This is a genomic window from Acidovorax sp. SRI_002, assembly GCF_057586455.1.
Window position 1 is genome coordinate 123,969 of sequence record NZ_JBYCZW010000009.1, and the last position, 26,221, is coordinate 150,189.

The window sequence follows — 26,221 nt, forward strand, 5'->3', positions numbered from 1 at the left end:
TGAAAGCAGTGCTGCGAAAAGAAAAGCACTGAAGCGTTGTGCAGCAAGGATTTGTTGCTTCACAGCACATGCGCGACACCTCGGAAGAGCCCAAGGTGTCGCGTGCGAAGTTCTTATTGGCAGGCTTCGCAGCCGGGATCATCGATAGCGCAGAACTTGACGTCAGTAGCAGGCACTGCTGATGCTTGATGGGTGGCTTCAGCAACTGCCGCATCGAGTGCGCTGGGTTTCGCTGCAACGGGCACTGACGCTGCCGATGCGCCACTGTCATTGCCCGATGAAACGGCATTGAGCTGGCGTGTATTCACGGTGCTCATTTCGACGTGTGTGGCGCTTTGTGTGCGCAGGTAATACGTGGTCTTGAGGCCACGGATCCAGGCCAGCTTGTAGGTGTCGTCGAGCTTCTTGCCCGATGCGCCGGCCATGTAGATGTTCAGGCTCTGCGCCTGATCAATCCATTTCTGGCGACGCGATGCGGCTTCCACCAGCCACTGCGGCTCGACTTCAAACGCTGTGGAGTACAGCGCCTTGATGTCCTGTGGCACCCGATCGATGGGGTGCAGCGAACCCTTGAAGTGCTTGAGGTCCATGATCATCACGTCATCCCACAGTCCCAGGCGCTTGAGGTCGCGCACCAGCCCACCGTTGATGACCGTGAATTCACCCGACAGGTTGGACTTGACCGACAGGTTGCCGAACGAAGGCTCGATCGAGGCATCAACGCCGATGATGTTGGAGATGGTGGCCGTGGGGGCAATGGCGACGCAGTTGGAGTTGCGCATGCCGTCCTGTGCAATCTTCTTGCGCAGGGCATCCCAGTCCAGGGTGGACGAGCGATCCACTTCCACATATCCGCCACGGGCCTGCGAGAGCATGTCCAGCGTGTCGAAAGGCAGGATGCCGCGATCCCACAGCGAGCCCTTGTAGCTGGAGTACTGGCCGCGTTCCCGGGCCAATTCGGTGGAGGCCCAGTAGGCGTAGTAGCAGATGGCCTCCATCGACTTGTCGGCGAATTCCACGGCCTCCTGCGAGGCGTAGGGAATGCGCAGTTCGTACAGGCTGTCTTGGAACGCCATGACGCCCAGGCCCACGGGGCGGTGGCGCAGATTGGAGTCGCGGGCCTTCTTGACGGCGTAATAGTTGATGTCGATCACGTTGTCGAGCATGCGCATGGCAACCGTGATGGTCTTCTTGAGCTTCTCGTGGTCGATCTGGCCGTCCTTGATGTGCTGCAGCAGGTTGACCGAACCGAGATTGCAGACGGCGGTTTCGGTGTCGCTGGTGTTGAGTGTGATCTCAGTGCACAGGTTGGACGAGTGCACCACACCAGCGTGCTGCTGGGGCGAGCGCACGTTGCAGGCATCCTTGAAGGTGATCCAAGGATGGCCGGTCTCGAACAGCATGGTCAGCATCTTGCGCCACATGTCGGTGGCCTGCACCGTCTTGGCGGGTTTGATCTCGCCGCGCGCGGCCTTCTCTTCGTAGGCCACATAGGCCTTCTCGAAGTCGGCGCCGAACAGATCGTGCAGGTCGGGCACGTTGGAGGGCGAGAACAATGTCCAGGTGCCCTTTTCCATCACGCGGCGCATGAACAGGTCAGGGATCCAGTTGGCCGTGTTCATGTCGTGCGTGCGGCGGCGGTCGTCGCCAGTGTTCTTGCGCAGTTCCAGGAACTCTTCGATATCCAGGTGCCAGGTTTCCAGGTAGGTGCAGACGGCGCCTTTGCGCTTGCCGCCCTGGTTCACCGCCACAGCGGTGTCGTTGACCACCTTGAGGAAGGGCACCACGCCTTGCGATTCGCCGTTCGTGCCCTTGATGTGGGAGCCCAGGGCGCGCACGCGGGTCCAGTCATTGCCCAGGCCGCCAGCAAACTTGGACAGCAGGGCGTTTTCCTTGATCGATTCGTAGATACCATCCAGGTCGTCGGGCACCGTGGTCAGGTAGCAGCTGGACAGCTGCGAGCGCAGGGTGCCGCTGTTGAACAGCGTGGGGGTGGACGACATGAAGTCGAAGGACGACAGCACTTCGTAGAACTCGATTGCGCGGGCCTCGCGGTCGGTTTCATTGAGTGCCAGGCCCATGGCCACGCGCATGAAGAACGCCTGGGGCAGTTCGATGCGGGTTTTCTTGACGTGCAGGAAGTAGCGGTCATACAGGGTCTGCAGGCCGAGGTAGTCGAACTGAAGGTCGCGCTCGGCCTTGAGCGCGGCGCCCAGGCGGTTCAGGTCGTATTGCTTGAGCAGGCGCTCGTCCAACAGCTCGTTGTCCACCCCCTTCTGGATGAAGGCGGGGAAATAGTCCCTGTAGGCCTGGCCCATGTCGCTCTGGGCGACCTCGCGTCCCAGCACTTCGCGCACGATGGTATGCAGCAGCAGGCGGGCCGTGGCATAGGTGTAGTCAGGGTCTTTTTCGATCAGGGTGCGGGCGGCGAGGATGGACGCCTTGTAGACCTCGTCCATGGGAACGCCGTCATACAGGTTGCGCATGGTCTCGGCGACGATGGGCGCGGCCTGGATGTCGGCGCCGAGGTTGGCGCAGGCCGATTCGATGAGCCCGTGCAGGCGCAGGATGTCCAGCTGCACGCGTTGGCCGTTGTCGATCACGTTCAACATGGGGGTTGCGGGCGCGAGCTGTTCCTGGTGGTGGGCACGCTCTTGCGTGCGGCGCTCGCGGTACAGAACATAGGCCCGGGCGACTTCGTGGTGTTCGCCGCGCATCAGGCCCAGTTCAACCTGATCCTGCACGTCTTCAATATGGAAGGTGCCGCCACCGGGACGCGAGCGCATGAGGGCGCGGACCACATTCTGGGTGAGCGTGTCCACCACCTCGCGCACGCTGGCGGAGGCGGCGCCCTGCGTGCCGTGCACTGCCAGAAATGCCTTCATCATCGCCACCGCAATTTTTTGCGGCTCAAAGGGAACGACTGCTCCGTTGCGGCGAATGATCTGATAGTGCGCCAGCGAGTTACCCGCCGCTGCTGGTGCGGACTGGGTGTTTGGGGCCTCGGGGGAGGCGGCATGGGGCGTGGAAGGCGTGTTCAAAGCAGCTTGCATGGGGGGTCCTCTTCTGTGGGCTGTCTGGGGTGTGGTGCGCGGCCTGGATGCCGTCGCAGCGTGTGAGTGGTGCGGCGGACTACTGTCTGGCGCACACTATATATGGTGTGTCACATGCATTCAAGACACTACCGGTAGTGTACCGTCGTATTGCCCTCAGAAAAACGAAACAGCATGTCAGCGGCGCCGCAGGGCCTTCTGCTGACCCCGCCGGAACCCGTTGCCCCTGCGGAAAAGCAGGGCGAAAACCTCGCAAACACAAGCGTTTCGAGCGGATTTTCTGCGCGAGGCCGCGTGGTGTCTGGGGACGCGACGATGTGCAAATGCACATAGAAAAAAGTCGCTGAATGTGGCGCTGCCACAGCGCCCTCAGCGAGCGGCTTGAATGTCAGGCCAGGTGGCTGCCGGAAAACGTTGCATGGGCCAGTTCAGTGCTTTTTGTACCTGCGCCCAATCGAAGCCGGAGCCTGGGTCCTGCTTGCGCCCGGGCGCGATGTGCTCATGCCCTGCGATGTGTTCAATGGGGTAGCGCTGTTCGATGTCCTGGCAGAGCGTTGTCAGGGTCTGGTACTGCGCGGGTTCGAACGCAAGCCCTTCAAGGCCTTCCAGTTCAATGCCAATCGAGTCATCGTTGCACTGGCTGCGGCCACGGTAGGCCGACTGGCCAGCATGCCAGGCCCGAAGATCACAGTCCACAAACTGCCAAAGGGCGCCGGTGCGGTCAATGAAGAAATGCGACGAAACGGCCAAACCACGGATGCTCTGGTAGTAGGGGTGTGCGTCCCAGTCCAGCGAATTGGTGAATAGCTGTTGCACCGCATTCCCGCCATATGTGCCTGGCGGCAAACTGATGGAATGCACCACGATCAGGTCGATGGAGGAACTTGCCGGGGCAGGGCGCACACCATGGTTGGGGGATTCCAGCCTAGTTGCTGCACGGTGCCATCCACCGTCCCAAGGCGTTGATCTGCCTGGTGCCGCGTCAGCCGATCTCGTCATGCGGGTCCTGGTCATTGGGGACGGCGATGTTCAGCCGGGCGATGCGGTAGCGTATCTGACGCAGGCTGATGCCCAGCCGGGCTGCGGTGGCGGTTCTGTTGAAACCCGCTTCGCGCAAGGCTCGTATCAGAATGTCCCGCTCCTGCTGGTCCAGCCAGGCCTGAAGGTCATTGGGCAGAGGGACCGAGCAGCCCGTGCTGGCGGCGGGCTGTGGTGATTGGTAGGCAGGCTGCGCCTCGGTGTGGTTGGGGAGGGTGGGGGCTGGTAGCGTCCGCGCCACCAATGGGGCGGGGGTGCCAGAGGGCCAGTCCACATGCAGCTCGTCTCCGTCGCTGAGTGCCACGGCCCGGTGCAACAGGTTTTCCAGTTCGCGGACGTTGCCGGTCAGGGGGTGTGCGGCAATGGCTTGGAGCGCATGCTCTGTCAGAGAAGGCACTGGCATGCCAGATTCCTGGGCGATGCGCGCCAGAAGTGCGGCACACAGCACAGGCAGATCTTCACGCCGCTCGCGCAACGGGGGGATCACGATTTCGATCACGTTGAGCCGGTAATAGAGATCCTGGCGGAAGCGGCCCGATTGCACGTCGGCGGCCAGGTCGCGGTGTGTGGCGCTCACGATGCGCACATCCACCGTCTCCTCCTGGGTGGAGCCAAGAGGTCGTACGCTGCGCTCCTGGATGGCGCGCAGCAATTTGGACTGCATGGCCAAGGGAAGGTCACCGATTTCGTCCAGAAACAGCGTGCCGCCACGGGCTGCCTGAAAGTAGCCGTCCCGATCCTGGGTGGCACCGGTGTAAGAGCCTTTCCGGGCACCAAAAAATTCTGCCTCCAGCAGGTTTTCTGGGATGGCGCCGCAGTTCACGGCAACCAGGGGACCATCGGCACGCTGGCTGCTGGCATGCAGCGCTTGCGCAACCAGTTCCTTGCCCGTGCCGGATTCCCCATGAATCAGCACGGGCGCCATGCCTCGTGCCACCTTGGCCACGCGCTGCTTGACGTTGCGAATGGCCTCTGAGGTGCCCACCAGCCGGTCCAGTGCGGTGCCCGCTGCCAAGGGGTCTGCGCTGAACGCGCCCTGCCGACTCTGTACGCCGCCGGTGCGTGCGGCCCGGGGCGCGGGGACACCCCCGGTGCCTTGTACGGCCGATGCGACGACGGAGCGGAACTGCTTCAGATCCACGGGTTTGGTCAGATAGTCGAAGGCACCAGAGCGCAGGGCTTCCACGGCGTTCTCTGCGGAGCCATACGCTGTCATGACCACGCAGCGCTCGCGGCGCTGCTGGTCGCGCAGATCCTGCAGCAGTTCCATGCCGAAACCATCGGGCAGGCGCATGTCGGTGATGACGGCGTCAAAGCGGTGGGCCTTGAGCTGTTCGCGCGCCTCCTGGACGCTGGATGCGGTCTCCACCCGATAGCCTTCGCGCAGCAAGGTCAGTTCGTACAAGGTGCGCAGGTCGGGTTCGTCGTCCACGACGAGGATGGAAGCGGTAGGTGCGTTCATGGCAGGGCGTTTCAGACCACGATGGTGTCAAACAGCGTGGCAGCATCGGCAGGGCGTGTGGTGCGGCGAAAGCCGACGGTAAAGGCGTTGCCGCCTACCTCGCCCCGCAAGGTGGTACGGGTCAGCCGCTGGTAGCTGATGGACGCTCCATGCCGCTGACATAACTCGCGGCAAATATAGAGGCCCAGGCCGCTGGAGCGGCTTTCGGAGGAAAAAAACGGTTCGAACAGGTGACGCTCCACGGACTTGTCCATGGGGGCACCGTCGCTCCAGACTTGCAGGCTGGTCTGGCCGGAGGGCAAGGTGCGGGTGGTCACCGTGAGGGAGTCAGGCTCCTGTCCCACATAGCGCAGGGCATTGTCCAGCAGGTTCACGAGCACGCGGCGCAGGTGTTCGGTGTCGAATTCCACCTGCGGATTGCCCGCTTCCAGCATCACTACTGCCCGGCGCTGCACGGGGTCCTGGGCCTGCCAGTCATTCCATATTTGCGACACCGTTTCGTCCAGGGGCAAGGTGGACGCGGGCGCATGGCTGATCTGGTGCTGCACGCGGGCGATATCCAGTACCTCCTCGGCAATGCGCGCGAGGCGGTCGGCGTTCTGCTGCACCATGTGGGCCAGGCGCTTGTGTGCCGGGTCGTGCAGGTCTTCTTCGAGCAAGGCATTGGCCTGCACGATGGCGGCCAGCGGGTTGCGGATCTCATGGGCCACGGCGGCGGACATGCGGCCCATGGCCGCCAGCTTTTCCGTGCGCAGGCGGGCTTCCATCTCGCGCAGGTCGTGCAGAAACATCACGCACAGGCGCTCGGTCTGCGTCTGCCGCGCTGCCTCGCGCGTCGAAGTCAACCACGTGCGTACATGCAACCCGGTGGGGCTTTGTCCCGGGTGCAGGAGGTCTACGTCGGCGGTCTGGGGCTGTTCCTGGCGGAAGGTGCGCCGAGCCAGGATCACGAGCGGATTCCAGGGTGTCTCGGATGCCAGGATGAATGGCAGCTCGGGCAGCGAGGTGCCCCCGAGCAACTGCAGCCCTGCGGGGTTTGCAATGCGCACAACATCGCTTTCGTCCACGACCAACACCCCATCGGTCAGGTTCTGGATGACCAGTGCGCTGACCTGCGTCTGCACGCGGGCAGCAACCTGGCTTTGCTGCGCCACTTCCTGCTCGCGCGCCAGGCGTGTTGCCAGTTGGTGCACAAGATAGCTCACGATGAAATAGCCTGTGCCAGTCAGCGCGCTTTGCAGGTAGCGCGGTGCGTCGTCGCCCGCAGTGCCCGAGCCGAGCCACCAGGCCCAGCCCAGCAGCAGCAGCGTGACGCCTGCTGTGGTGCCCAGTGCCAAGGTCAGCGTTCCCAGCACGGCTGCCATCAGGATGGGCAAGCCAAACAGGGGGGTGTAGTTCATGGTGCCCGCGTTCAGCAGTTGCAGGGCGACAATCGCTGCAAGGTCAACACCAATGGAGGGGAGCCACTGGGGGCCGGTCTTGGGTGAAGGCGGTCTGTGCCTGCCGAGCACGCGCAGCATGACGGCGGCCACCAGATAGGCCACACACACTGCCAGCACGGCGGGTTCGGTGGTCTGGTTGATGGCCTGCCCGGCCCCTTGCAGTACCAGCAGGGCCAGTGCGACCATGACGCGGCCTGTCAGAAAACCGCGCCACAGGCGCACAAATGGCGCATCCATGGTGGACGCAAAGGTGCTTGCGGACAGCGGTGGCATGGTCGGTTTCAGACCGGGCCCAGGCGCCGGTGTTCTGTGCAGCAGTAGGCTTGTTCGCCCACCATCAGTGCGTCTGCCTGCGGAATGTGAACGCCGCAGTGGGCGCAGGCCAGCATGTTCTGCGGGAGGGCCAGCGGAGGTGCAGGCGTTTTGGAAGCGTTTGCCTCTGGCGCGCGTCGGCTGCGCCAGATACCGATGGCGATGGCCAGAACCACCAGCAAGACCAGGTATTTCATGCGCTGCGGCCCAGGACGACTTCCATGACAAAGCGGGAGCCCACATAGGCCAGCAACAGCAGCGCTGATCCGGCGTAGAGCACGCGCACGGCATTGCGTCCCCGCCACCCGAAGCGTGCTCGGCCCACCAGCAACGTGGCAAACGTGATCCAGGACAGCAGCGAGAACACGGCCTTGTGGTCCCACCGCCAGGCCCTGCCGTACAGCGTGTCACCAAACAGCCAGCCCGCCAGCAGCGTGGCAGTCAGCAGGATGAAGCCCGCCGTCACAAACCGGAAGGTCAGGCGCTCCAGCGTGAGCAGGGGGATGCCGCTGTGGGGATCTTCGGCCTGCCGGATGCGTTGCTCTGCCCGTGTCATCAGCCAGGCGTGCACCACGGCGGCGGCAAACAAGCCATAGCAGGCAATGCCCAGCGCCAGGTGCAGCGGCAGCCAGGCGGAAGCCGTCACATGCAGCGGCTGGCCCGGAAAGAGCATCGCCAGCACAATGGCAACCGCCCCCAGCGCTGCCAGTATCCAGCGTGACTGCATCTGCGGAAACAGCTGCCGCTCTACCGCGTACACCGTCAGCACCAGCCAGGCGGTCATCGACAAGGCGGGTGCAAAACCAAATCGGGGGGAATCGCCCCACAGGCCCCATACCAGCACGGCGCCATGCAGCAACCAGGCCACCAGCAGTGCATTGCGCGCCGCTGTAGCGCCCAGCCGCGAGGATGCGGCAGCCGGAACGGCGTATGCCACGGCAGCGGCCAGGGCCAGGAGCCAGCTGGCAGGGGAAGCACTGGGTAAAATCATGGATCGCAGTTTAGCCTTTCGCCCCACCGCCAGCACCCTGGCGCGCAGGCAACACCGGACATCTCCCCTATGGCCTCCGCCCTTACCGACAAACTCACGCGCCTCGTCAAGGAGATGCGTGGCCAGGCCCGCATCACCGAAACCAATGTGCAGGACATGCTGCGCGAGGTGCGCATGGCCCTGCTCGAAGCCGATGTGGCCCTGCCGGTGGTGCGCGATTTCATCGCCCGTGTCAAAGAGAAGGCCCTGGGCCAGGAAGTGCTGGGCTCGCTCAAGCCAGGTCAGACGCTGGTCAGCATCGTCAATCGTGAACTGGCCGCCACCATGGGCGAAGGCGTGGCTGACATCAACCTGGCCGCCCAGCCGCCCGCCGTGATCCTGATGGCTGGTCTGCAGGGCGCGGGCAAGACCACCACCACGGCCAAGCTGGCCAAGCACCTGATCGAAAAGCGCAAGAAGAAGGTGCTGACCGTGTCGGGCGACGTGTACCGCCCGGCCGCTATCGAGCAGCTCAAGACGGTGACCAAGCAGGCCGGTGCCGAATGGTTTCCCAGCACGCCCGACCAGAAGCCGCTCGACATCGCCCACGCCGCACTGGACTACGCCAAGAAGCACTACTTTGACGTGCTGCTGGTCGATACGGCGGGTCGCCTGGCCATCGATGAAGCCTTGATGAAGGAAATCAAGGACCTGCACGCCGCGCTGAACCCGGTCGAAACGTTGTTCGTGGTTGATGCCATGCAGGGCCAGGACGCGATCAACACGGCCAAGGCCTTCAAGGAAGCGCTGCCGCTCACTGGCATCGTGCTCACCAAGCTCGACGGCGATTCGCGCGGCGGCGCTGCGCTGTCCGTGCGCCAGATCACGGGCGCGCCCATCAAGTTTGCGGGTGTGTCTGAAAAGCTCGACGGCCTGGAGGTGTTCGATGCCGAGCGCCACGCGGGCCGCATTCTGGGCATGGGCGACATCGTGGCCCTGGTGGAGCAGGTCACCGCCGGGGTGGACATGGAGGCCGCGCAAAAGCTGGCGGCCAAGGTCAAGAGTGGCGACGGGTTCGATCTGAACGACTTCCTGTCGCAGATCCAGCAGATGAAGCAGATGGGGGGGCTCTCCAGCCTGATGGACAAGCTGCCGTCTCAGCTGACTGCCAAGGCAGGCGCACTGGACATGGACAAGGCCGAGAAGGACATCAAACGCAAGGAGGGCATCATCCAGAGCATGACGCCGCTGGAGCGCCGCAAGCCCGAACTCATCAAGGCTACGCGCAAGAAGCGCATCGCCAACGGGGCGGGTGTGCAGGTGCAAGAGGTCAACCGCTTGCTCAAGGAGTTTGAGCAGATGCAGGGCATGATGAAGAAGATGAAGGGAGGCGGCCTGATGAAGATGATGAAGAAGATGGGCGGGATGAAGGGTATGGGCGGGGGCGGCATGCCCAAGATGCCTTTCTGAGCCCCCGGCGCTGAAATGCAAAAACCCTGAAGAGGCACGGCTTCTTCAGGGTTTTTTGCATTCGGGGGAGACGGGCTTGTGGCGGCCGGCTTATGGCGCTTTCGGTGCTTGCAACCAGTTTTTCAGAGGTTGATTCGCCCAGGCCTTGGCCTCGTCACCGACAAAGATGCGCGGCTGGGATGCGGGGACCTTGCGGCGCCTTTCCTGCGCTGCGATGGATTTCTGCGCCTCGCCCATCCAGTCGGTCACAGAACGGTTTTCTGCGCCCGCCTGGCCAAACAGCGCTTCGGCAAACGGTGTGTGGTCGCCTTTGTACTGGCAATTGAAAGTGGTGCGGCGGGCGTCCGTGGCAGTGAGCAGCACGCGGTTCGGAGCTTTCAGGGGCTCGATGAACGCGCCGCTGTAGCAGGCGGAAAGCACCACCAGCGTTGGCACATCGTTGAGCGGGGCCAGCGCATTGCTAAGGATTTGGGGGGTGAGCGGCGGCAGGTGTTTGCCGCCCGCGTTGATGTTGAGCAGACCGGGGTTGCTGTGGGTCGAAATGAGCAGCAGAACGCGGTCTCGCGGGCGCGCCACTTCGGCCATTTTGGACATCACCAGCGCGAAGTTCTCGGGGGTGGCCTGCGGCCAGTCGGCGCTCTGATCGCGTGCCGGGTTGGCCAGCTTGAGCATCAGCGCATTCGGATCGATGTCTTTGACCAGCTTTTCGGCCAGAAGCACGTCGTTGCGGAAAACCTTGGATTGCGAATGCATCGCAAATCCCGCAAAAATGATGCGCCCAGGGGGCTCGGGTGGTGGAGCCGGTGGTGCTGGCGCAGCGACTGGGGCCGGTGCTGCGACGGGAGCCTTTGCTGAGGGCGCGGCGCAGCCGGTAATGACAAGGGCCAGGGCGAGTGCGCTGGCATGGCACAGCCGCTGGCGGGCGACAGTTAAAAACAGAGACGATTGCATCGATGACAGGGCCGCACACCGCAGAAACCGCGATGAATCGGTTTCACGCACAGGGGCCGGTTGGAAGGGATGCGTATCGTAACGGTGCCCCATCAGCGGGGGCGCCGCCCTGTTGCCGGGGAATTTGCTGCTTTTTCGGTGCTAGCGCTTGTTGGTAAACATTTTATTGCTATAAATAAAATAGCAATCGCAAAAAAGCCGGTGCATGCACCGGCTTGTGGCTTGTGGGGCAATTGTCACATGCCTACAACGCTGCCAGCGGCGCTGGCCGTGCCAGCCGGCTTGCATGCAGCCAGGCTCGGCGCAGCACCGGCGGTGACCAGGACTCCTCGGGGATCAGCAACAGGCGTTGTGCGCGCATGGCCTTGCCCAACGCGATCTGGCTGGTGAACACGGCCAGCGGTATGGCCAGCGCCAGGGGCAGGCCCACAGGCATGAGCCACAGCAGGGCGCTGCTATCGATCACGGCGACACCCACTGCCAGCAGGGCAATCACCAGGCTCATGGGTGCCAGCTGGCGCACGGCGTGGCGCCAGGGCACGGCATGGGCTTCGCGCGGGGGCGACTTCCATTCCAGCTTCAGGCCGGTGAGCGCAATCAGCACGAACAGCGAATGCGCCAGCATGCGGATGGGGGCTTGCAGGATGGCCAGCACACTCTCCAGCGCGGCGCTCTTGAGCAGGCTGACGGCGCCGCCGTATTCCTTTTGCTCGCGGCGCATGAACACGGCGGCCACACCCAGGATGCGGGGCAGGAACAGCATGCACAGCGTCCAGGCCCACAGCGACAGCAATTCGGCCGGCAGGATGTGCCAGTCGGCCACGAGCTTGGCGCCCGACAGCCACAGCGCCGTGCCCAGTGTCAGGAAGGCGAGCCACAGCGGCGCCGACAGGTAGGCCATGGCGCCCGTGATGAACATCGAGCGGTGCACCGCGTGGATGCCGGGCTCGGCCATCAAGCGTGCGTTTTGCAGGTTGCCCTGGCACCAGCGGCGGTCGCGCTGCAGTTCGGCCAGCAGGTCGGGGGGTTGCTGTTCATAGCTGCCAATCAGGTCCGACACCAGCCACACGTGGTAGCCAGCGCGGCGCATCAGCGCGGCTTCGACAAAGTCGTGCGACATGATGCCGCCCGCCAGGCCACCATTGCCCTTGATCGGCGCGAGGGCGCAGTGTTCCATGAAGGGTGCCACGCGAATGATCGCGTTGTGGCCCCAGTAGTGCGATTCGCCCAGCTGCCAGTACTGCATGCCGAGCGTGAACAGGCGCCCCGTGACGCGGGACGCAAACTGCTGCGCACGGGCGTGCAGCGTGACGTGGCCGATGGCCTGCGTGGCGGTCTGGATAATGCCGGCCGTGGGGTTCGCTTCCATGAGTTTCGCCATGGACACGATGCAGTCACCGCTCATCACGCTGTCGGCGTCCAGCACCACCATGTAGCGGTAGTCCTTGCCCCAGCGGCGGCAGAAGTCGGCCACATTGCCGGCCTTGCGGTGCGTGCGGCGTGCGCGCAGGCGGTAGTACACCTGCACCTGCGGTTGCTGACTGTGCTGCGCCAGGGCGCTGCGCAGTTCCTCCCAGGCGGCGCGTTCAGCCTGGGCGATGGCGGGGTCATAGCTGTCGGACAGCACAAACACGTCGAAGGTGGCCCCGTGGCCGGTCGATGCCACCGACTCGCACGTTGCCCGCAGCCCCGCAAACACGGTGGCCACGTCCTCGTTGCAGATCGGCATGATGATGGCCGTGCGCGCGTCGGGTGCCAGTTCATGCTCCACCACACTGCGCACGGACAGCGCATGCCTGTCGCCGCGCAGCATGACCCAAAAGCCCATCAAGCCGGTGAGAAAGCCGGTGACCACCCAGGCCGACAGCAGGGCAAACAGCGCGATCTGCCCATAGCCCAGCCACGGGTTCTCATACTCAGGCTGCACGCCGGCAAACAGGAAACTCGCCAGGGCCGTGGTCAGCACCGTCAGCACCGCAAAGGTCCAGCGGCGGCGCTGCGCAGCACCCTCCCATTCCTGGGCTGGCCGGTTTTCGGGCGATGCGGGAGGGCTGGTTTCGGTGCGACCGGTCAGCTTGAGAAGCAGGGCTGTGCCCATGCTGTTCCAGAAGCCGCGCCAGGGCACGGGTGCCATGGAACCCCGGTGGACGGGCGGCGCGGTGACGGCATTGGGATGCCGTTCCTCGCGCAGCGTGCTGCGTTGGGGGTGATGGGGCACCGGGGGGCTTACTCGGGAAGAATGATGTGCGTCCATGTTTCACTCACAGCGTTGTTGTCGTGTTGAAGAAAAGCGCGCAGCTCGATCGGGCGATCGGCCTTTTGGCGCTGTACGCGAACGGTCATGCGCCACTGCTCGGTGGCGGGATTGCGGTAGACGATGTTTTCCAGCACCTTGCCGTTGGCATCGCTGGTCACCACGGCTTTCACGGTGGCGTCAGCGGGCAAAGCCTTGAGGGCGGGGCCGTCGAAATCGACCACGTACTGCGCCTGCTGACGCAAGGCGGCAGTGGTCTCTTTGGTGTAGCCCACGCCCCGGCGCGATTGCGTGGCCCAGGCCCCGGGCGGCCGCTGCTGTTCATCGCCTTGCCAGCTCAGCTCGTAGGCAAATTCCAGGGGCTGGCCGGGGGCGGGCATCTGGGCGGGTACCCAATACGCCACGATGTTGTCGTGCGTTTCGTCGGGGGTGTTGAGCTGCACCAGTTCGACGCGGCCAGCGCCCCAGTCGTGCAGGGGGCGCACCCAGGCACTTGGGCGGCGCTCATAGCGGGCTTCCACGTCCTCATAGTTCGACCATTGGCGGTCGCGCTGCATCAGGCCAAAGCCTTTGGGATTTTTGGTGGCAAACGATGTGACCAGCGTCTGCTTGGGGTTTTGCAGCGGACGCCAGAGCCATTCGCCTTCGCCCGTGGCAATCATCAGCCCGTCGGAGTCATGGACCTCCGGCCGGAAGTCTTCTTTGCGGGGCTGGTTCTCGCCAAAGAAAAACATGCTGGTCAAGGGCGCAATGCCCAGCGTGGCGATGGGCTTGCTGCCCGTGCTGGGCCGCACAAAAATGCGGCTGCGCACGGTGGTGGTGGTCTGCGTCCCCGGCTGGATGTCGAAGCGGTAGGCGCCGGTGGCACGGGGCGAATCCAGCAGCGCATACACGGTGACCTGTGTGGACAAGGGATCCGGCCGCACCAGCCAGAACTCGGTGAAGCGTGGGAACTCTTCGCCACTGCCACCCACGGTGTCGATGGCCAGCCCGCGCGCTGACAGGCCGTATTGCTGACCCTTGCCCAGTGCGCGGAAGTAGCTGGCGCCCTGGAAGACCACCAGCTCATCCTTGTAGGCGCTGGAGTTGAGGTGGTTGTGCAGGCGAAAGCCCGCAAAGCCGAGGTCGCCCCAGGCCTCAGGCCGCACCTGGTTCTTGCCGTAGTCGAAGTCCGCGCGGCTGTAGCCGATGTGGCGCGCGCCCTGCGGTGTCACCTCGTTGATCAGCACTGGCTCCTTCTGGTACAGGCCCAGGTGGAAGAACATGGCCTCGAACGGCAGCTTTTCGGCGCGCCACAGGGCACGGTCGGGGCGCCAGCGGATGTCGCGCACCTGGTCGTAGTTGAGGTTGGCGAGGTCGGCGGGGAGCTTGTCGCTGGATGCGCGATAGGGCTTCTCCGCCCGTTCCCGGGCGATGCGGGTGACGCTGTCGAAATCGAAGCTCTGGGCCTGTGCGGCGCCTGCCAACAGGGTGGCGGCCAGCGCTATCGCGGCCTGTGGGAGGCGGCCGGTGAAGCGTGAACAGTGAGAAAAAACAGCTTGCATGCTGAGACTAGGGCAAACCCTGTGCCAGCTTCAAAAAACTGTTTTAAATCAATGGTTTAAGTCATCAATTGCATGTAAGCAGTTGTGCGACTCGTGGATTAGGGGGGAAATCCAGTGTTTTTGTCGCCGAATGGCGACGGCGGAGCAAGGCGCTAGAGAAAAACTGAATCAAATCAACGACCTAGTCGTGTCGCTCATCAGCGACGTCTTCGTTGTCCACAGCGTCGTTCTTGAAGTTTCCGGGGGTCAATGCGTGCTTTTGCAGCAGTCGGTAGAACTCTGTGCGGTTGCGCTGTGCCAGGCGCGCCGCGTCGGCTACATTGCCATCCGTCATCTTGAGCAGGCCCACCAGGTACTCGCGCTCAAACCTTTGGCGGGCCTCAGCAAAGCTCAGCACCTGGGTAGATGGCGTGCGCAGCGCGCGCTGCACCAGCGTCAGGGGCACCAGGGGCGTGGTGGACAGGGCACACACCTGTTCGACGACGTTGTAGAGCTGTCGCACGTTGCCAGGCCAGGCGGCCAGGGTCAGTGCCTTGAGCGCCTCGGGTGCAAAGCCTGACAGGCGCTTGTCGTACTTGCGCGCCAGCTTGTCGAGAAAGTGGTTGGCCAGCAGCGCGATGTCTTCGCGCCGATCTCCCAGGGTGGGCAGCGCCAGCGTGACCACATTGAGCCGGTAGTACAGGTCTTCGCGGAACTGGGCCGTGGCCATGGCGGCTTCCAGGTCGCGGTGCGTGGCCGAGATGATGCGCACGTCGATGGGAATCGACTGGCTGGCACCCACGGGGCGCACCGCGCGTTCCTGCAGCACCCGCAGCAGCTTGACCTGCAGGGCGGGCGGCATGTCGCCAATCTCGTCGAGCAACAAGGTGCCGCCTTCCGCCGCCTGGAACAGCCCCTTGTGGTTGCTCACTGCGTCGGTAAAGGCCCCTTTGACGTGGCCGAACAGTTCGGATTCGAGAAGGGCTTCGGGGATGGCGCCGCAGTTGACCGCCACAAAGGGGTGGCGCGCGCGCGGGCTGGCGCGGTGGATGGCCTGGGCCAGCAACTCCTTGCCCGAGCCGCTATCGCCCAGCAGCAGCACACTGGCGTCCGACTGGGCCACCATGTAGGCCTCGGCCAGCAGGTCGGTCATGCGGTTGGAACGGCTCACGATGTCGGCACGCCATGCTTCATGGGCGTGGGCATGTGTGACGGCGGGGGCGCTCAGGGCCAGTGCCTGGGCAATCTTTTCCAGCAGTTCTTTGCCGTCGTAGGGCTTGGTGAGGTAGGTGAACACCCCGCGCGAAGTGGCTTCCACCGCGTCGGGAATGGTGCCGTGGGCAGTGAGCAGGATGACCGGCAGCGAAGGGTGTCGCGCACGCACTTCGTCGAACAGCGCGAGGCCATCACGCCCAGGTAGGCGCACATCGCTCAGCACGAGCTGTGGGCGTGCCATGTCCAGCTGCGCCAAGGCCGCCTCGGCCGAGCCCACGGCGACCACGTCGTATCCGGCGGCCTGCAAGCGCAGCGACAGCAGCCGCAGCATGTCGGCATCGTCGTCCACCACAAGGACGCGGGCGCGGGGCGTTGTGCGGGATGGGGTGGGGGCAGCTGCCATGGCGGTTTCCTTTGACACCTTCCTGAGCGATCAGGGCGTGGGGCGCTGGGGGCTACTGCCCGGGGGCGAGGCGGGGGCGGCAGGAAGCGGGGCCGGGCGCGTGGTCAGGCTGCGTTCGATGGCGCGCACGGCCTCCAGCCGTTCGTTGAGCTGGTCGTTGCGGCGCTGCGCCTCGCGCAGTTGCTGGCCCTGCCGCTCCAGCTGGTCTTCCAGCCTGCGTTGCTGCAGAAGCCGCGACTCCATCAGCCGCGCCAGGGGGTGGAGGGCTTGTGCCGCTGCCGTGGTGTTGCTCATCACCCGCTGCACCAGGCCCAGGGCACGGGCCGTATCGACGGGCTGGCGCGTCTGGGCCAATGCTGTTGCCAGAAGTAGGGGGGTCTCCACCGAGGCATCTTCCGCCTCGCCCAGGCGGGCAATCTCTTTGGCCAGCTCTGCGGGGGCCATACGCAGGGTACGGTCCGTTTGCGCCAGCACCTGCAGGACCGGGATGGCATCCGAAGGAGCGCTGGTGGCGGCGGCCGGGTTGGGGCTGGGGGATTCCGTAGCCACCGGGGCTGGCGTGGGGGCGGTCATGGGCGGAACAGGCGCTGCAACCGCTTGGGGCGCCGTCGCATTGCATCCGGCCAACGTGATGGCTGCAGCCAGCAACATCACCCATACCGGAAAGTCCAGGGCGCGCATGTTGGTGGGGTGGACGGGAAGACAACTAGGCAGCATGCGGTAGTTCCATGCGAAAAAAGGTGTGGACGCCATCTTCCACCAACCGCACCTGGCCGCCGTGGGCGACGATGTACTCTTGGACGATGGAAAGCCCGATGCCGGTGCCGCGCACTGCGTCGTCCGGCTGGCGGATGCCACGGTAAAAAGGTTCGAACACGCGATCACGGTCTGCCTGGGCCACACCGGGGCCCTGGTCCGAAACGTCCACGCGCACGCAGCCCGCATGGCGCGAGAGGGATAGCCGCACCGTTCCCCCTTTGGGCGAAAAACGAATGGCGTTGGACAGCAGGTTGCTGATTGCCGAGGCGATTTTGTCGGCGTCAATGGGCAGAGAGATGGCGGATCCTTCCACCAGCACCCGCAGGCCCCGGGCTTGCCATTGCAGCCGCTGGGCTTCCACCTGGGCTTCCAGCAGCGCGAGCAGATCGGTGTCGCGCCGCTGCAGCTGGCGTGCCTCAAAGGCTGCAGCGTTAAAGCGCAGCAAGGCTTCAATCTCCCCTTGCAAAACCAATGTGTTGTGGTGAAGGATCTGTGTGACTTCGCGCTGGCCGGCATTGAGTTCACCGGTCACACCGTCCTGCAGCAGCGCCACGCCCTCGCGCATCGCGGCCAGCGGCGTCTTGAGTTCGTGCGAGACATGGCGCAGGAAGCGGGCCTTGTCCGAATCCAGTTCCAGCAGCCTCAGGCGCAGCCATTCCAGCTGCTGCCCCACGCGGCGTACGTCGTCGGGGCCGGAGATCACCACGGGCGCTTCAAGCTGGTTCTCGCCCAACCGCCGAATCGTGCCTTCCAGCCGCTTGAAAGGACGGGCAAGCCAGATGCCCAGCGCCAGGGCCAGGACGAGCGCCAGGACGATCACCCCTACCACCTGGTGCGTCACGTTGCGGCGGCTCGCTTCCACCCGGTCCAGCAGCGCGCGGTTACGTTGTGCATTGATCTCCTGGACCGATTGCACGATGGCGGTATGCAGCGCTTCAAGCGTGACAAATTCTTCCGCTACCCGTTGCTCGTTTTCCAGGGCCCGTTCCGGCGGTGCATCCAGCAGTGCCTTCACGGCGTCAAGATGCGCACGCCACTGGCTGGCCTGGTCTTCGGGAAGGCCGCCCTGGTGCAACTGGTCGAGAACGGCTTGTGCCTCTACGGACATTTCGTTGAAGCTGCGCCGCAGCGGCGCATCCCGCAGCACCAGGGACTGGCGTGCCGCGCGTTCTAGGGCCTGCCCGCGCTGGTTCAATGCCTGGGCCGCTGTGCTCAGCGTGGTGGCCTCGGCGGCACCAAGCCGGCTTTGCGCCATGAGCTGTTCCAGGGTGTACAGCGCCCGCAACGAGCTGACCCCCAGCAGTCCCGCTATGAGCAGGAAGGCCAGCAGCAAAAGCTGCTGGAACGAGAGGCCGTGCAGCGGGCCGTCGGCCTTGCGAAGATCCGCGCTTGGCGGGGTGTCTGCCGTCATTGCCACTGGCGCCGGGTGCGCGTCAGGCTGCGACTGCCGCCTCGCGGGTGAGCACTTCGCCGCGCAGCGTGTAGGCCTTGGCTTCGGTGATGGTGACATCCACCATCTGGCCTACCAGGCGTGACTGACCCACAAAGTTCACCACGCGGTTGCATTCGGTACGGCCCATCAGCTCGGTGGTATCGCGCTTGGAAGCGCCTTCTACCAGGATGCGCTGCACCGTGCCCACGCGGCTCTCGCTGATGGACTTGATGTTGGCGTTGATGACGCCTTGCAGGTGCTGCAGGCGGCGCAGCTTTACGTCGTGCGGCGTGTCGTCGTGCAGGCCAGCCGCTGGGGTGCCGGGGCGGGGGCTGAAGATGAAGCTGAAGCTGTTGTCAAAGTGGATGTCGTCAATCAACTTCATCATCTTGTTGAAGTCGTCTTCGGTCTCGCCGGGGAAGCCCACGATGAAGTCGCTGCTCATGGCCAGGTCAGGTCGGATGGCGCGCAGCTTGCGCACCGTGCTCTTGTATTCCATGGCGGTGTAGCCGCGCTTCATGGCCATCAGGATGCGGTCGCTGCCGTGCTGCACAGGCAGGTGCAAGTGGCTGGCCAGCTTGGGCAGCTTCGCATAGGCCTCGATCAGTCGGGGCGTGAACTCATTGGGGTGGCTGGTGGTGTAGCGGATGCGCTCGATGCCCGGGATGTCGGACACGTATTCGAGCAGCAGGGCAAAGTCGGCAATCTCGGCCGTGCCACCCATCTTGCCCAGGTAGGCGTTCACGTTCTGGCCCAGCAGGGTGATTTCCTTCACGCCCTGGTCGGCCAGCCCTGCCACTTCCACCAGCACGTCGTCAAACGGGCGGCTCACCTCTTCGCCCCGGGTGTAGGGAACCACACAGTAGCTGCAGTATTTGCTGCAGCCTTCCATGATGGACACAAAGGCCGAGGCGCCCTCCACGCGCGCGGGCGGCAAGTGGTCGAACTTCTCGATCTCAGGAAAGCTGATGTCCACTTGCGGCTTATCCAAGCGCTCGCGCTGGTTCAGCATCTCGGGCAGGCGGTGCAGGGTTTGGGGTCCAAACACCACGTCCACATAGGGGGCGCGCTTGATGATCTCTGCGCCTTCCTGGCTGGCCACGCAGCCGCCCACGCCAATCTTCACGCCGCGTGCCTTCAGGTGCTTGATGCGGCCCAGGTCGCTGAAGACTTTCTCTTGCGCCTTTTCGCGCACCGAGCAGGTGTTGAAGAGGATGAGGTCGGCTTCGTCCACGTTCTGCGTGGGCTCGTAGCCCTGGGCAGCGTGGAGCACGTCGGCCATCTTGTCCGAGTCGTACTCGTTCATCTGGCAGCCGAAGGTTTTGATGAAGACTTTTTTGGCCATGGCAGGCTCTCTTGCAATCAGAAAGAAAAAGGGCGGAGCACCGCAGCGCGCCGCAAATATTCAAGGGCCGCGCCGGGACACAGGGCGCGGCTGATGGGTCAACGCATCACTTGCGGATGGCGTCGTACTCGGTGCGGTAGTTGCGCTCGACCGTGTCGCTGCCCTTGCGGGGCTGCTCGGCTTCGCCCTGGGTCAGGATCCAGGCGGTGATCAGCATGCCGGTGCTGTTTTCGATCACGTAGTTCACCTTGTAGCTCTGCCCCAGCACCGTGTGCATCATGACCAGCGTGTTCTGAGGGCTTAGCAGGCGCATGCCAGGCGCCAGGCGGATGCTGCGGCCATTGAGCGTGGCCTCTGATGCCGTGTTGAGGGTCAGGGTGCCGCGCTGGGCCGCATCGGGAAAGGTCCGCATGCCGCCAAGCCCGGGCTGTACCTGGGCGGACACCGGCAGGGTGCCGCAGAGCAGGGCGCAGGCCACAGCCGCGATGAGCTTTCGCGCGGGTGCCGTCGGCGAAGTGAGGGAGGAAGCAGGCGAGGAAGTCGTGGTGCAGCGGTTCATGGTTTACATCCAGGGGCTGAAACAGCGATTCTAAAAGCGGGGCCAATCCCGCAGTTCTCAAAAATAATAGCTGCGCGCGCTTGTTTTTAAAGGATTTCCAGCGGTTTTCCATTAAAAACCAATGGCATCAAGCGTCGGCAGCTATGATTTTTGAGGTGCGGCTGCCCAATAAAAAACCCACAGTGCGCAGGCACTGTGGGTTGGATTTGGTGGTCGTAGGTGGACTTGAACCACCGACATCAGCATTATGAATGCTGCGCTCTAACCAACTGAGCTATACGACCGCAGTCCAAGATTATAGAACAAAAATTATTGGTGTGTGAAGTTCGCGGTGCGCTTGTTCATGAAAGCGTCCATGCCTTCCTTCTGGTCCTGGGTGGAGAACAGGGCGTGGAAGAGGCGGCGCTCGAACATCACACCGTCCGACAGGCTGCCTTCGAAGGCGCGGTTGACCGACTCCTTGGCCGCCATCACGGCGATCTGGGAGAAGCCTGCAATGATGATGGCGGCACCCAGTGCTTCGTCCATGAGCTTGTCGTAGGGCACCACGCGGCTGACCAGGCCGGAACGTTCGGCTTCCACCGCGTCCATCATGCGACCGGTCAGGGCCATGTCCATCGCCTTGGATTTGCCCACTGCGCGCGGCAGACGCTGCGTACCGCCTGCGCCGGGGATCACGCCCAGTTTGATTTCGGGTTGGCCGAATTTGGCGTTTTCAGCGGCGATGATGAAATCGCACATCATGGCCAACTCGCAGCCACCGCCCAGTGCAAAACCGCTGACAGCGGCAATGACGGGCTTGCGGATGGAGCGGATCGCTTCCCAGTTGCGGGTGATGTAGTCGCCCTTGTAAGTGTCTGCGAAACTGTATTTCGCCATGGCGCCAATGTCGGCGCCTGCGGCAAACGCCTTTTCACTGCCTGTGACGATGATGCAGCCGATTTTTTCGTCCGCATCAAAGGCCTTCAGTGCCGCGCCCAGCTCATCCATGAGCTGGTCGTTCAGCGCGTTGAGCTGCTTGGGCCGGTTGAGCGTGACGATACCAACCTTGTCCGCCTCAATGCGAACCTCGATAGTTTCGTAAGACATGAAATCTCCTGGGTTTATAGGTAGTTATGAAAGCACGAACGAATATACCCAAGCATGCCCGAACCTATGCGCTGGTAGGTAGAACACCGTACCGCTCCGGTGTCATGTCCCTGGCTCAGTTCAACCAGCGCCCCAAGGCGGCAGCGTTGCCAATCGACAGGCTCACCGTGTCTGGCACCGTGGCGGTGGTGGTGCGGGAGGCCTTCTTAGGGTGTGTGGACGCACTGCGGGCCGACAGTTCGAGCGGCAACCGCACCAGTCGGCCGTCCCGTGCCACTAGGGCCGTCAAGGATGTCTCGGTGCCGGCATAGAACGCCACGTCCTCCAGCTTGCTGATGCGCCACCCCTGGCCTTTCACTTCAATGCCCAGCCACTCATCGCCAGCCGCCATGCCCGCCTTTTCCGCAGGGCCACCTCGCAGCACGGTCTTGATTTGCACGCTGTGGTTTTCTCCCACCCGCAGCCCCAGCCGCTGCGCCCATTGGGGGGTCTCCGCCTTGAGCAAAACGCCGTTGGCTTCCAGCAACTCTGCCAGCGGCAGTTCTGCGGTGCTGTGCACCCACCGCGCCAGTTCTGTATCGAAGGGCCGATCGGACAGTTCTTTCAATACTGCCAGCAAATCGTCTTGCGACATCGGGCCGCCCTGGCACCGCAGCCACAGCGTGCGCATGACCTCATCCAGGCTGGTCTTGCCTTCGCGGCGCAGGGCCAGGTCCAGGCACAGGGCCACCAGCGAGCCCTTGGTGTAGTAGCTGACCGTCGCGTTGGGGGTGTTTTCGTCCTGGCGGTAGTACTTGACCCAGGCGTCAAAGCTGGCTTGCGCCACGGTCTGCACGGCCCTGCCTGGTGTCTGAAGCACCTGGTTGATGGTTTTGGTGATGAGCTTCAGGTACGCAGCGTCGTCAATCAACCCTGCACGGCGTAGCAGCAAATCGTCGTAGTAACTGGTAAAGCCCTCGAAGAACCACAGCAGCTCCGTGTAGTTTTCGCAGGTGTAGTCGTATTGGGCAAAATCGGCGGGGCGCAGCCGCTTGACGTTCCACGCGTGGAAGTACTCGTGGCTGATCAGGCCCAGCAGTGTGGTGTATCCATCACCAGTGCGGGCCTCATCGACCCGTGGCAGGTCGCGCCGACCACAGATGAGCGCGGTGGAGTTGCGGTGCTCCAGCCCTCCGTAGCCGTCGCCCACGGCGTTGAGCATGAACAGGTAGCTCTTGAAAGGCGCCTTGCCTTCACCATGCCAGAAGCGGATTGCGGTCTCGCAGATCTTCTGGGTGTCTGCCAGCAGGCGCTTACCGTCAAAAGAGGGCGCGGCACCAGCCACCACAAAGCGGTGCGGAACGCCGCAGGCCGTGAAGCGGCCGGTCCAGAAGAGGCCCATTTCCACCGGGCAGTCAACCAGCTCGTCGTAGTTCGCCGCAGCGTAGAGACCAAAACCCTTCTTGTCTGTCTTGACGGGGGACAAGCCGGTGGCCACTGACCAGGTGGCCGTAGCAGGCGTGCTGGCAATATCGAGCGTGTGGCGCTGCGTTTCCTGGCCCTGCACGCGCAGGCACAGGCTGGTGCCGTTGAAAAACCCGCGCGATGCGTCCAGCCAGGCCGTGCGCACCGAGGTGTCGTAGGCGCAGACGGCGTAGGACAGCACAAGGGGCTTGTTGGGGCTGCATTCAGCTTGCCACCGATGCTTGTCCAGTTGCGTGAGCTTCACTTCCCGCGTGCCCTGGTGGGCTTTGAGCTCTTGCAGATTTTTGGAGAACTCCCGCACCAGATAGCTCCCCGGAATCCAGATCGGCAGCGAGACCTCTTGCTGCGCTGCAGGGTGGGGAATCGTCAGTGCAATGCGAAACAGATGACCGTGCAGGTCCGCTGGCTCAACGTGGTAGTGAATGGCGGCGGATTCTGGCTTGCGGGTTGAGGGCATGGGCAACTGCAGGTTCGGGCCTTGTGGTCAGATGGCGCGGCCCGTGGGAGCGGGGCCTGCGCGCATGCAAAACGCGTATTAGTTGGCGGCAGGGGTTTCGCTGCTGGCCTCGGCCAGGCGCTTTTCCACTTCCTTGGCGCCGATGGCCCCGGGCACGCGGGCGCCGTTGGCAAAAATCAGCGTAGGCGTTCCTGTGATCTTGTGCTTGCGGCCAAATGCCAGGTTGCGCTGCAAGGCGCTGGTATCGCAGCTCGCTGCAGGCACAGGCTTGTCGCGCACCATGAGATCCTGCCAGGCCGTCACCTGGTCTTTGGAGCACCAGATGTTGCGCGATTTTTCCGCAGAGTCGGGGCTGAGGATGGGGTACAGGAACAGATACACCGTCACGTTGTCCACGTTCTGCAGATCGCGTTCAAAACGCTTGCAATAGCCGCAGTTGGGGTCCTCAAACACGGCCAACTTGCGTTTCCCGTCGCCGCGCACAATGGTGAAGGCGTCTTTGAGGGGCAGTGCCGAGAACTCGACGGCTGTGAGCTTTGCAATGCGGTCTTCGGTCAGATTCCGGCGCACTTTCGTATCGATCAGTTCACCCTGGATCACATAGTTGCCCTTGGCGTCCGTGTAGAAAAGGTCCGTCCCGATGCGTACCTCGTAGAGGCCTTTCATGGGGGTGGGGCGCACCTCGTCAATCTTGTCCATTTGGGGAATGCGTTCAGCGAGCGCCTTGCGGATGTCTGCTTCTTGTGCGGTGGCGGCAAAGCCGGAGGCCAGCGCGGCGGCAGCGAGCAGGGTGGGAATCAGTTTCATGGTGTTCTCGTTAAAACGGTCTGGTGGCTTCCAGAGGGCGGCCACCGGTGTGGTCAGTAATTTCCCATGGCCTGGCGGGCCACGAAGTGCTTCAGTGGGCCGCTCAGTTCAAAGCCCTTCATTCCCCAGTTGCGCAGCGCCTGCAGGGGCCCTTCCTGGCGGGAGAAGAGTTGTTGCAGGCCATCCGTCGCCAATCCCATCGGCAGCAGGGCTGCCTTGCGCTCGCGCTCGTAGCCCCGCAGCAAACGTACATCAGCCACACTGCGCCAGTAGTCGCGCCCATGCAGCGCGCTGGCCAGGGCTTGCGCGTCTGCCAGTCCCAGGTTCAGCCCCTGGCCTGCGAGCGGATGCACGTTGTGCGCCGCGTCACCAGCCAGCACCCAGCTGCGTGGGTTTTTTCCGGTGGATGGCAAGCTGCCACACCAGCGGTCTGCTTTTGCAAGCTGCAGGGGCCAGGCTGCTCGTTCCACACTGAGCGTCAGCGACCCCAGGGATTCCCGGCTGGCCATGTGGAGCTTCTGCGCGAATTCTTCAGGGGACAAGGCCATCAGCGGCGCGACATGTTCCTGCAAGACGGACCAGACAACCGCCACGGAGTTCCCCTGCGGCCCGCCCAAAGGCAAAAAAGCCAGGATGCCGTCGGGCAAAAACCATTGCCGTGCCACCTGTTCGTGGGCGCGTTCACACTGCAATCGGGTGGCGATGGCGTTTTGCCCATACGGCGTCACCTGAAAATCCACACCAAACTCTTCGCGCGTGCTGCTGGCGCGGCCCTCGCACACCACGGTCAGTGCCGCCGGCACGGGGGCATCGACCATTTCCACCTGGGGCTGGTAGCGCAGAGCTTCGGCGAGGCGGGCCTCCAGGGCGGGCACGTCAACGATCCAGGCCAGGGCTTCCACCCCTTGGGTGGCCGCATCAAAATGCACGGCGCCATCCCGGTCTCCTTGTACCTGCATGGATCGCACGGCTGTGGCGTGCTCTGCACCGGGCCAGCTGCGAAGCGATTCCAGCAGTTTGCGCGATGCTGCGTTCAGCGCATAGGCCCGCACATCGGCAGCTGCGGGGGGCTTCGGGCCGGGGGCAGGTAGCAGGGCCACTTTCAGCCGTTCGCGGGCCAGCAGCAGTGCCAGCGTCTTGCCCACAATGCCGGTGCCGCGAATACAGATATCAAAGGTTTGGGCCATGGCGGCATTGTAGGAGCGGGCCTGGGCCCTTGGGCGCGGTGCAAAATCGGACTCGCTGTCCAACTGGTCATTTTTGAGGAGCACCTTCGCGTGAGTTTCCACCCTGATTCCGATCTGTCGGGCACCATCGCGCGCCTGTTTGTCTATCCCGTCAAGTCGTGTGCTGGCATTGAAGTGCAGCAGGCCTTGCTCACCGATACGGGGCTCGATCTGGACCGTGCCTGGATGGTAGTAGACGCTGAGGGCATGTTTGTAACCCAGCGCACGCTGCCGCGCATGGCGCTGATTCGCCCGCAGCTCAAAGCTGATGAGATGGTGCTGCGTGCGCCTGGCATGCTGGCCTTGCATGTGGCCATCGATGCGGTCGAGGCGCCCGCCACCGTGACCGTGTGGCGGGACACGGTGCCCGCATGGGACATGGGTGCCGTGGCGGCGCAGTGGTTTACGGATTTCCTCGGCCAGCCGTGCCGCCTTGTCCGTTTTGATCCGGAATACCGCCGCTTGTCCAGCATGGAGTGGACGGGCGGTGTCGAGGCGCCGAACCAGTTTTCCGATGGTTTTCCCTTGTTGCTCGCCAGCCAGACATCGATGGATGAGCTGAACCTGCGACTTCAGGCTGCAGGCCATGCCGCCGCGGGGATCGAGCGGTTTCGGCCCAATGTGGTCATGGCCGGGGTGGACGCACACGACGAGGACCGAGTGGATCTGGTGCGTGTGGATGCGCAAGAGGGTGAAATCCACCTTCAGCCCGTCAAACCCTGTTCGCGGTGCCCCATTCCTGACATCGACCCCGCGACAGCCGAAAGCAACCCATCGGTGGGGGATACCCTGCGGACCTATCGGAAGGACCAACGGCTCGATGGCGCCATCACGTTCGGAATGAATGCCATCGTGCGCCAGGGGGCGGGCCAGATGCTGCGCGTGGGTCAGCGGGTGGCGGCCAATCTGCGCTTCGACTGACGGTGTGAACACGGCGTGAAAGGGTGATAGCTGGCTGGCCCGTAAAATCGGCGGTTTGTCTCCGAAATC

20 protein-coding genes and 1 tRNA gene are annotated in these 26,221 nt (G+C 63.6%); 2 read left to right on the plus strand and 19 right to left on the minus strand.

The window, feature by feature from the left end; translation table 11 throughout:
* Positions 1 to 113: 113 nt before the first annotated feature.
* From AC2YJX_RS22950 to AC2YJX_RS22975, 6 genes are all read right to left on the minus strand, one after another.
* Entirely contained in the window at positions 114 to 3,053 is a 2,940-nt protein-coding gene (locus AC2YJX_RS22950; protein ID WP_487257368.1) for a ribonucleoside-diphosphate reductase subunit alpha, read from the minus strand.
* 369 nt (positions 3,054 to 3,422) lie between these two features.
* Positions 3,423 to 4,052, minus strand: a complete 630-nt coding sequence (ampD, locus tag AC2YJX_RS22955; protein ID WP_176886985.1) for a 1,6-anhydro-N-acetylmuramyl-L-alanine amidase AmpD — start codon at positions 4,050 to 4,052, stop codon at positions 3,423 to 3,425.
* A complete protein-coding gene (locus AC2YJX_RS22960; RefSeq protein ID WP_228896260.1) occupies positions 4,036 to 5,553 on the minus strand; it encodes a sigma-54-dependent transcriptional regulator in 1,518 nt (505 codons plus the stop codon). The genes ampD and AC2YJX_RS22960 overlap by 17 nt, the downstream gene beginning before the upstream one ends.
* Positions 5,554 to 5,564: 11 nt before the next feature.
* Positions 5,565 to 7,268, minus strand: coding sequence for a two-component system sensor histidine kinase NtrB (locus AC2YJX_RS22965; protein ID WP_431150657.1), 1,704 nt, complete (start codon positions 7,266 to 7,268; stop codon positions 5,565 to 5,567).
* Between the two features lie 8 nt (positions 7,269 to 7,276).
* Positions 7,277 to 7,504 (minus strand): PP0621 family protein, encoded by a 228-nt coding sequence (locus AC2YJX_RS22970; protein ID WP_121421116.1) that lies wholly within the window; start codon positions 7,502 to 7,504, stop codon positions 7,277 to 7,279.
* Positions 7,501 to 8,298: a cytochrome C assembly family protein gene (locus AC2YJX_RS22975; RefSeq protein WP_055395019.1), complete on the minus strand. Its 798-nt coding sequence runs from the start codon at positions 8,296 to 8,298 to the stop codon at positions 7,501 to 7,503. Before AC2YJX_RS22975 ends, AC2YJX_RS22970 begins: the two co-directional genes overlap by 4 nt.
* Before the next feature lie 69 nt (positions 8,299 to 8,367).
* Between AC2YJX_RS22975 and ffh the strand changes: the two genes are divergently transcribed.
* The gene (gene ffh / locus AC2YJX_RS22980; protein ID WP_121421114.1) at positions 8,368 to 9,747 is read left to right on the plus strand and encodes a signal recognition particle protein; all 1,380 of its coding nucleotides are present in this window, start codon (positions 8,368 to 8,370) and stop codon (positions 9,745 to 9,747) included.
* Between the two features lie 90 nt (positions 9,748 to 9,837).
* On the opposite strand, the gene AC2YJX_RS22985 is transcribed toward ffh, so the two are convergent.
* From AC2YJX_RS22985 to AC2YJX_RS23045, 13 genes are all read right to left on the minus strand, one after another.
* Positions 9,838 to 10,500, minus strand: coding sequence for a C13 family peptidase (locus AC2YJX_RS22985; protein WP_487257369.1), 663 nt, complete (start codon positions 10,498 to 10,500; stop codon positions 9,838 to 9,840).
* Between the two features lie 442 nt (positions 10,501 to 10,942).
* Positions 10,943 to 12,952: a glucans biosynthesis glucosyltransferase MdoH gene (mdoH, locus tag AC2YJX_RS22990; protein ID WP_121421111.1), complete on the minus strand. Its 2,010-nt coding sequence runs from the start codon at positions 12,950 to 12,952 to the stop codon at positions 10,943 to 10,945.
* A complete protein-coding gene (locus AC2YJX_RS22995; RefSeq protein ID WP_487257370.1) occupies positions 12,925 to 14,496 on the minus strand; it encodes a glucan biosynthesis protein G in 1,572 nt (523 codons plus the stop codon). Before AC2YJX_RS22995 ends, mdoH begins: the two co-directional genes overlap by 28 nt.
* A gap of 181 nt (positions 14,497 to 14,677) precedes the next feature.
* Complete coding sequence (locus AC2YJX_RS23000; protein ID WP_055395011.1) at positions 14,678 to 16,093, minus strand: sigma 54-interacting transcriptional regulator; 1,416 nt, start codon at positions 16,091 to 16,093, stop codon at positions 14,678 to 14,680.
* A gap of 30 nt (positions 16,094 to 16,123) precedes the next feature.
* Positions 16,124 to 16,744, minus strand: a complete 621-nt coding sequence (locus AC2YJX_RS23005; RefSeq protein ID WP_121508598.1) for a hypothetical protein — start codon at positions 16,742 to 16,744, stop codon at positions 16,124 to 16,126.
* A gap of 55 nt (positions 16,745 to 16,799) precedes the next feature.
* Positions 16,800 to 18,263: a sensor histidine kinase gene (locus AC2YJX_RS23010; RefSeq protein WP_487257371.1), complete on the minus strand. Its 1,464-nt coding sequence runs from the start codon at positions 18,261 to 18,263 to the stop codon at positions 16,800 to 16,802.
* Between the two features lie 22 nt (positions 18,264 to 18,285).
* On the minus strand, positions 18,286 to 19,629 hold the full coding sequence (miaB, locus tag AC2YJX_RS23015; RefSeq protein ID WP_306554604.1) for a tRNA (N6-isopentenyl adenosine(37)-C2)-methylthiotransferase MiaB: 1,344 nt from the start codon (positions 19,627 to 19,629) through the stop codon (positions 18,286 to 18,288).
* Between the two features lie 106 nt (positions 19,630 to 19,735).
* A complete protein-coding gene (locus AC2YJX_RS23020) occupies positions 19,736 to 20,188 on the minus strand; it encodes a hypothetical protein (RefSeq protein ID WP_487257372.1) in 453 nt (150 codons plus the stop codon).
* 207 nt (positions 20,189 to 20,395) lie between these two features.
* Positions 20,396 to 20,472 (minus strand) — tRNA-Met (locus AC2YJX_RS23025).
* A 25-nt stretch (positions 20,473 to 20,497) separates the two neighbouring features.
* Positions 20,498 to 21,277, minus strand: a complete 780-nt coding sequence (locus AC2YJX_RS23030; RefSeq protein WP_176886979.1) for an enoyl-CoA hydratase — start codon at positions 21,275 to 21,277, stop codon at positions 20,498 to 20,500.
* 115 nt (positions 21,278 to 21,392) lie between these two features.
* On the minus strand, positions 21,393 to 23,198 hold the full coding sequence (locus AC2YJX_RS23035; RefSeq protein WP_487257373.1) for a M61 family metallopeptidase: 1,806 nt from the start codon (positions 23,196 to 23,198) through the stop codon (positions 21,393 to 21,395).
* A gap of 78 nt (positions 23,199 to 23,276) precedes the next feature.
* Positions 23,277 to 24,005, minus strand: a complete 729-nt coding sequence (locus AC2YJX_RS23040; protein WP_055393390.1) for a DsbC family protein — start codon at positions 24,003 to 24,005, stop codon at positions 23,277 to 23,279.
* A gap of 53 nt (positions 24,006 to 24,058) precedes the next feature.
* Positions 24,059 to 25,192, minus strand: coding sequence for an FAD-dependent monooxygenase (locus AC2YJX_RS23045; protein WP_487257374.1), 1,134 nt, complete (start codon positions 25,190 to 25,192; stop codon positions 24,059 to 24,061).
* A gap of 90 nt (positions 25,193 to 25,282) precedes the next feature.
* On the opposite strand from AC2YJX_RS23045, the gene AC2YJX_RS23050 reads away from it, so the two are divergent.
* Positions 25,283 to 26,152 (plus strand): MOSC domain-containing protein, encoded by an 870-nt coding sequence (locus AC2YJX_RS23050; RefSeq protein ID WP_487257375.1) that lies wholly within the window; start codon positions 25,283 to 25,285, stop codon positions 26,150 to 26,152.
* Positions 26,153 to 26,221: the final 69 nt, after the last annotated feature.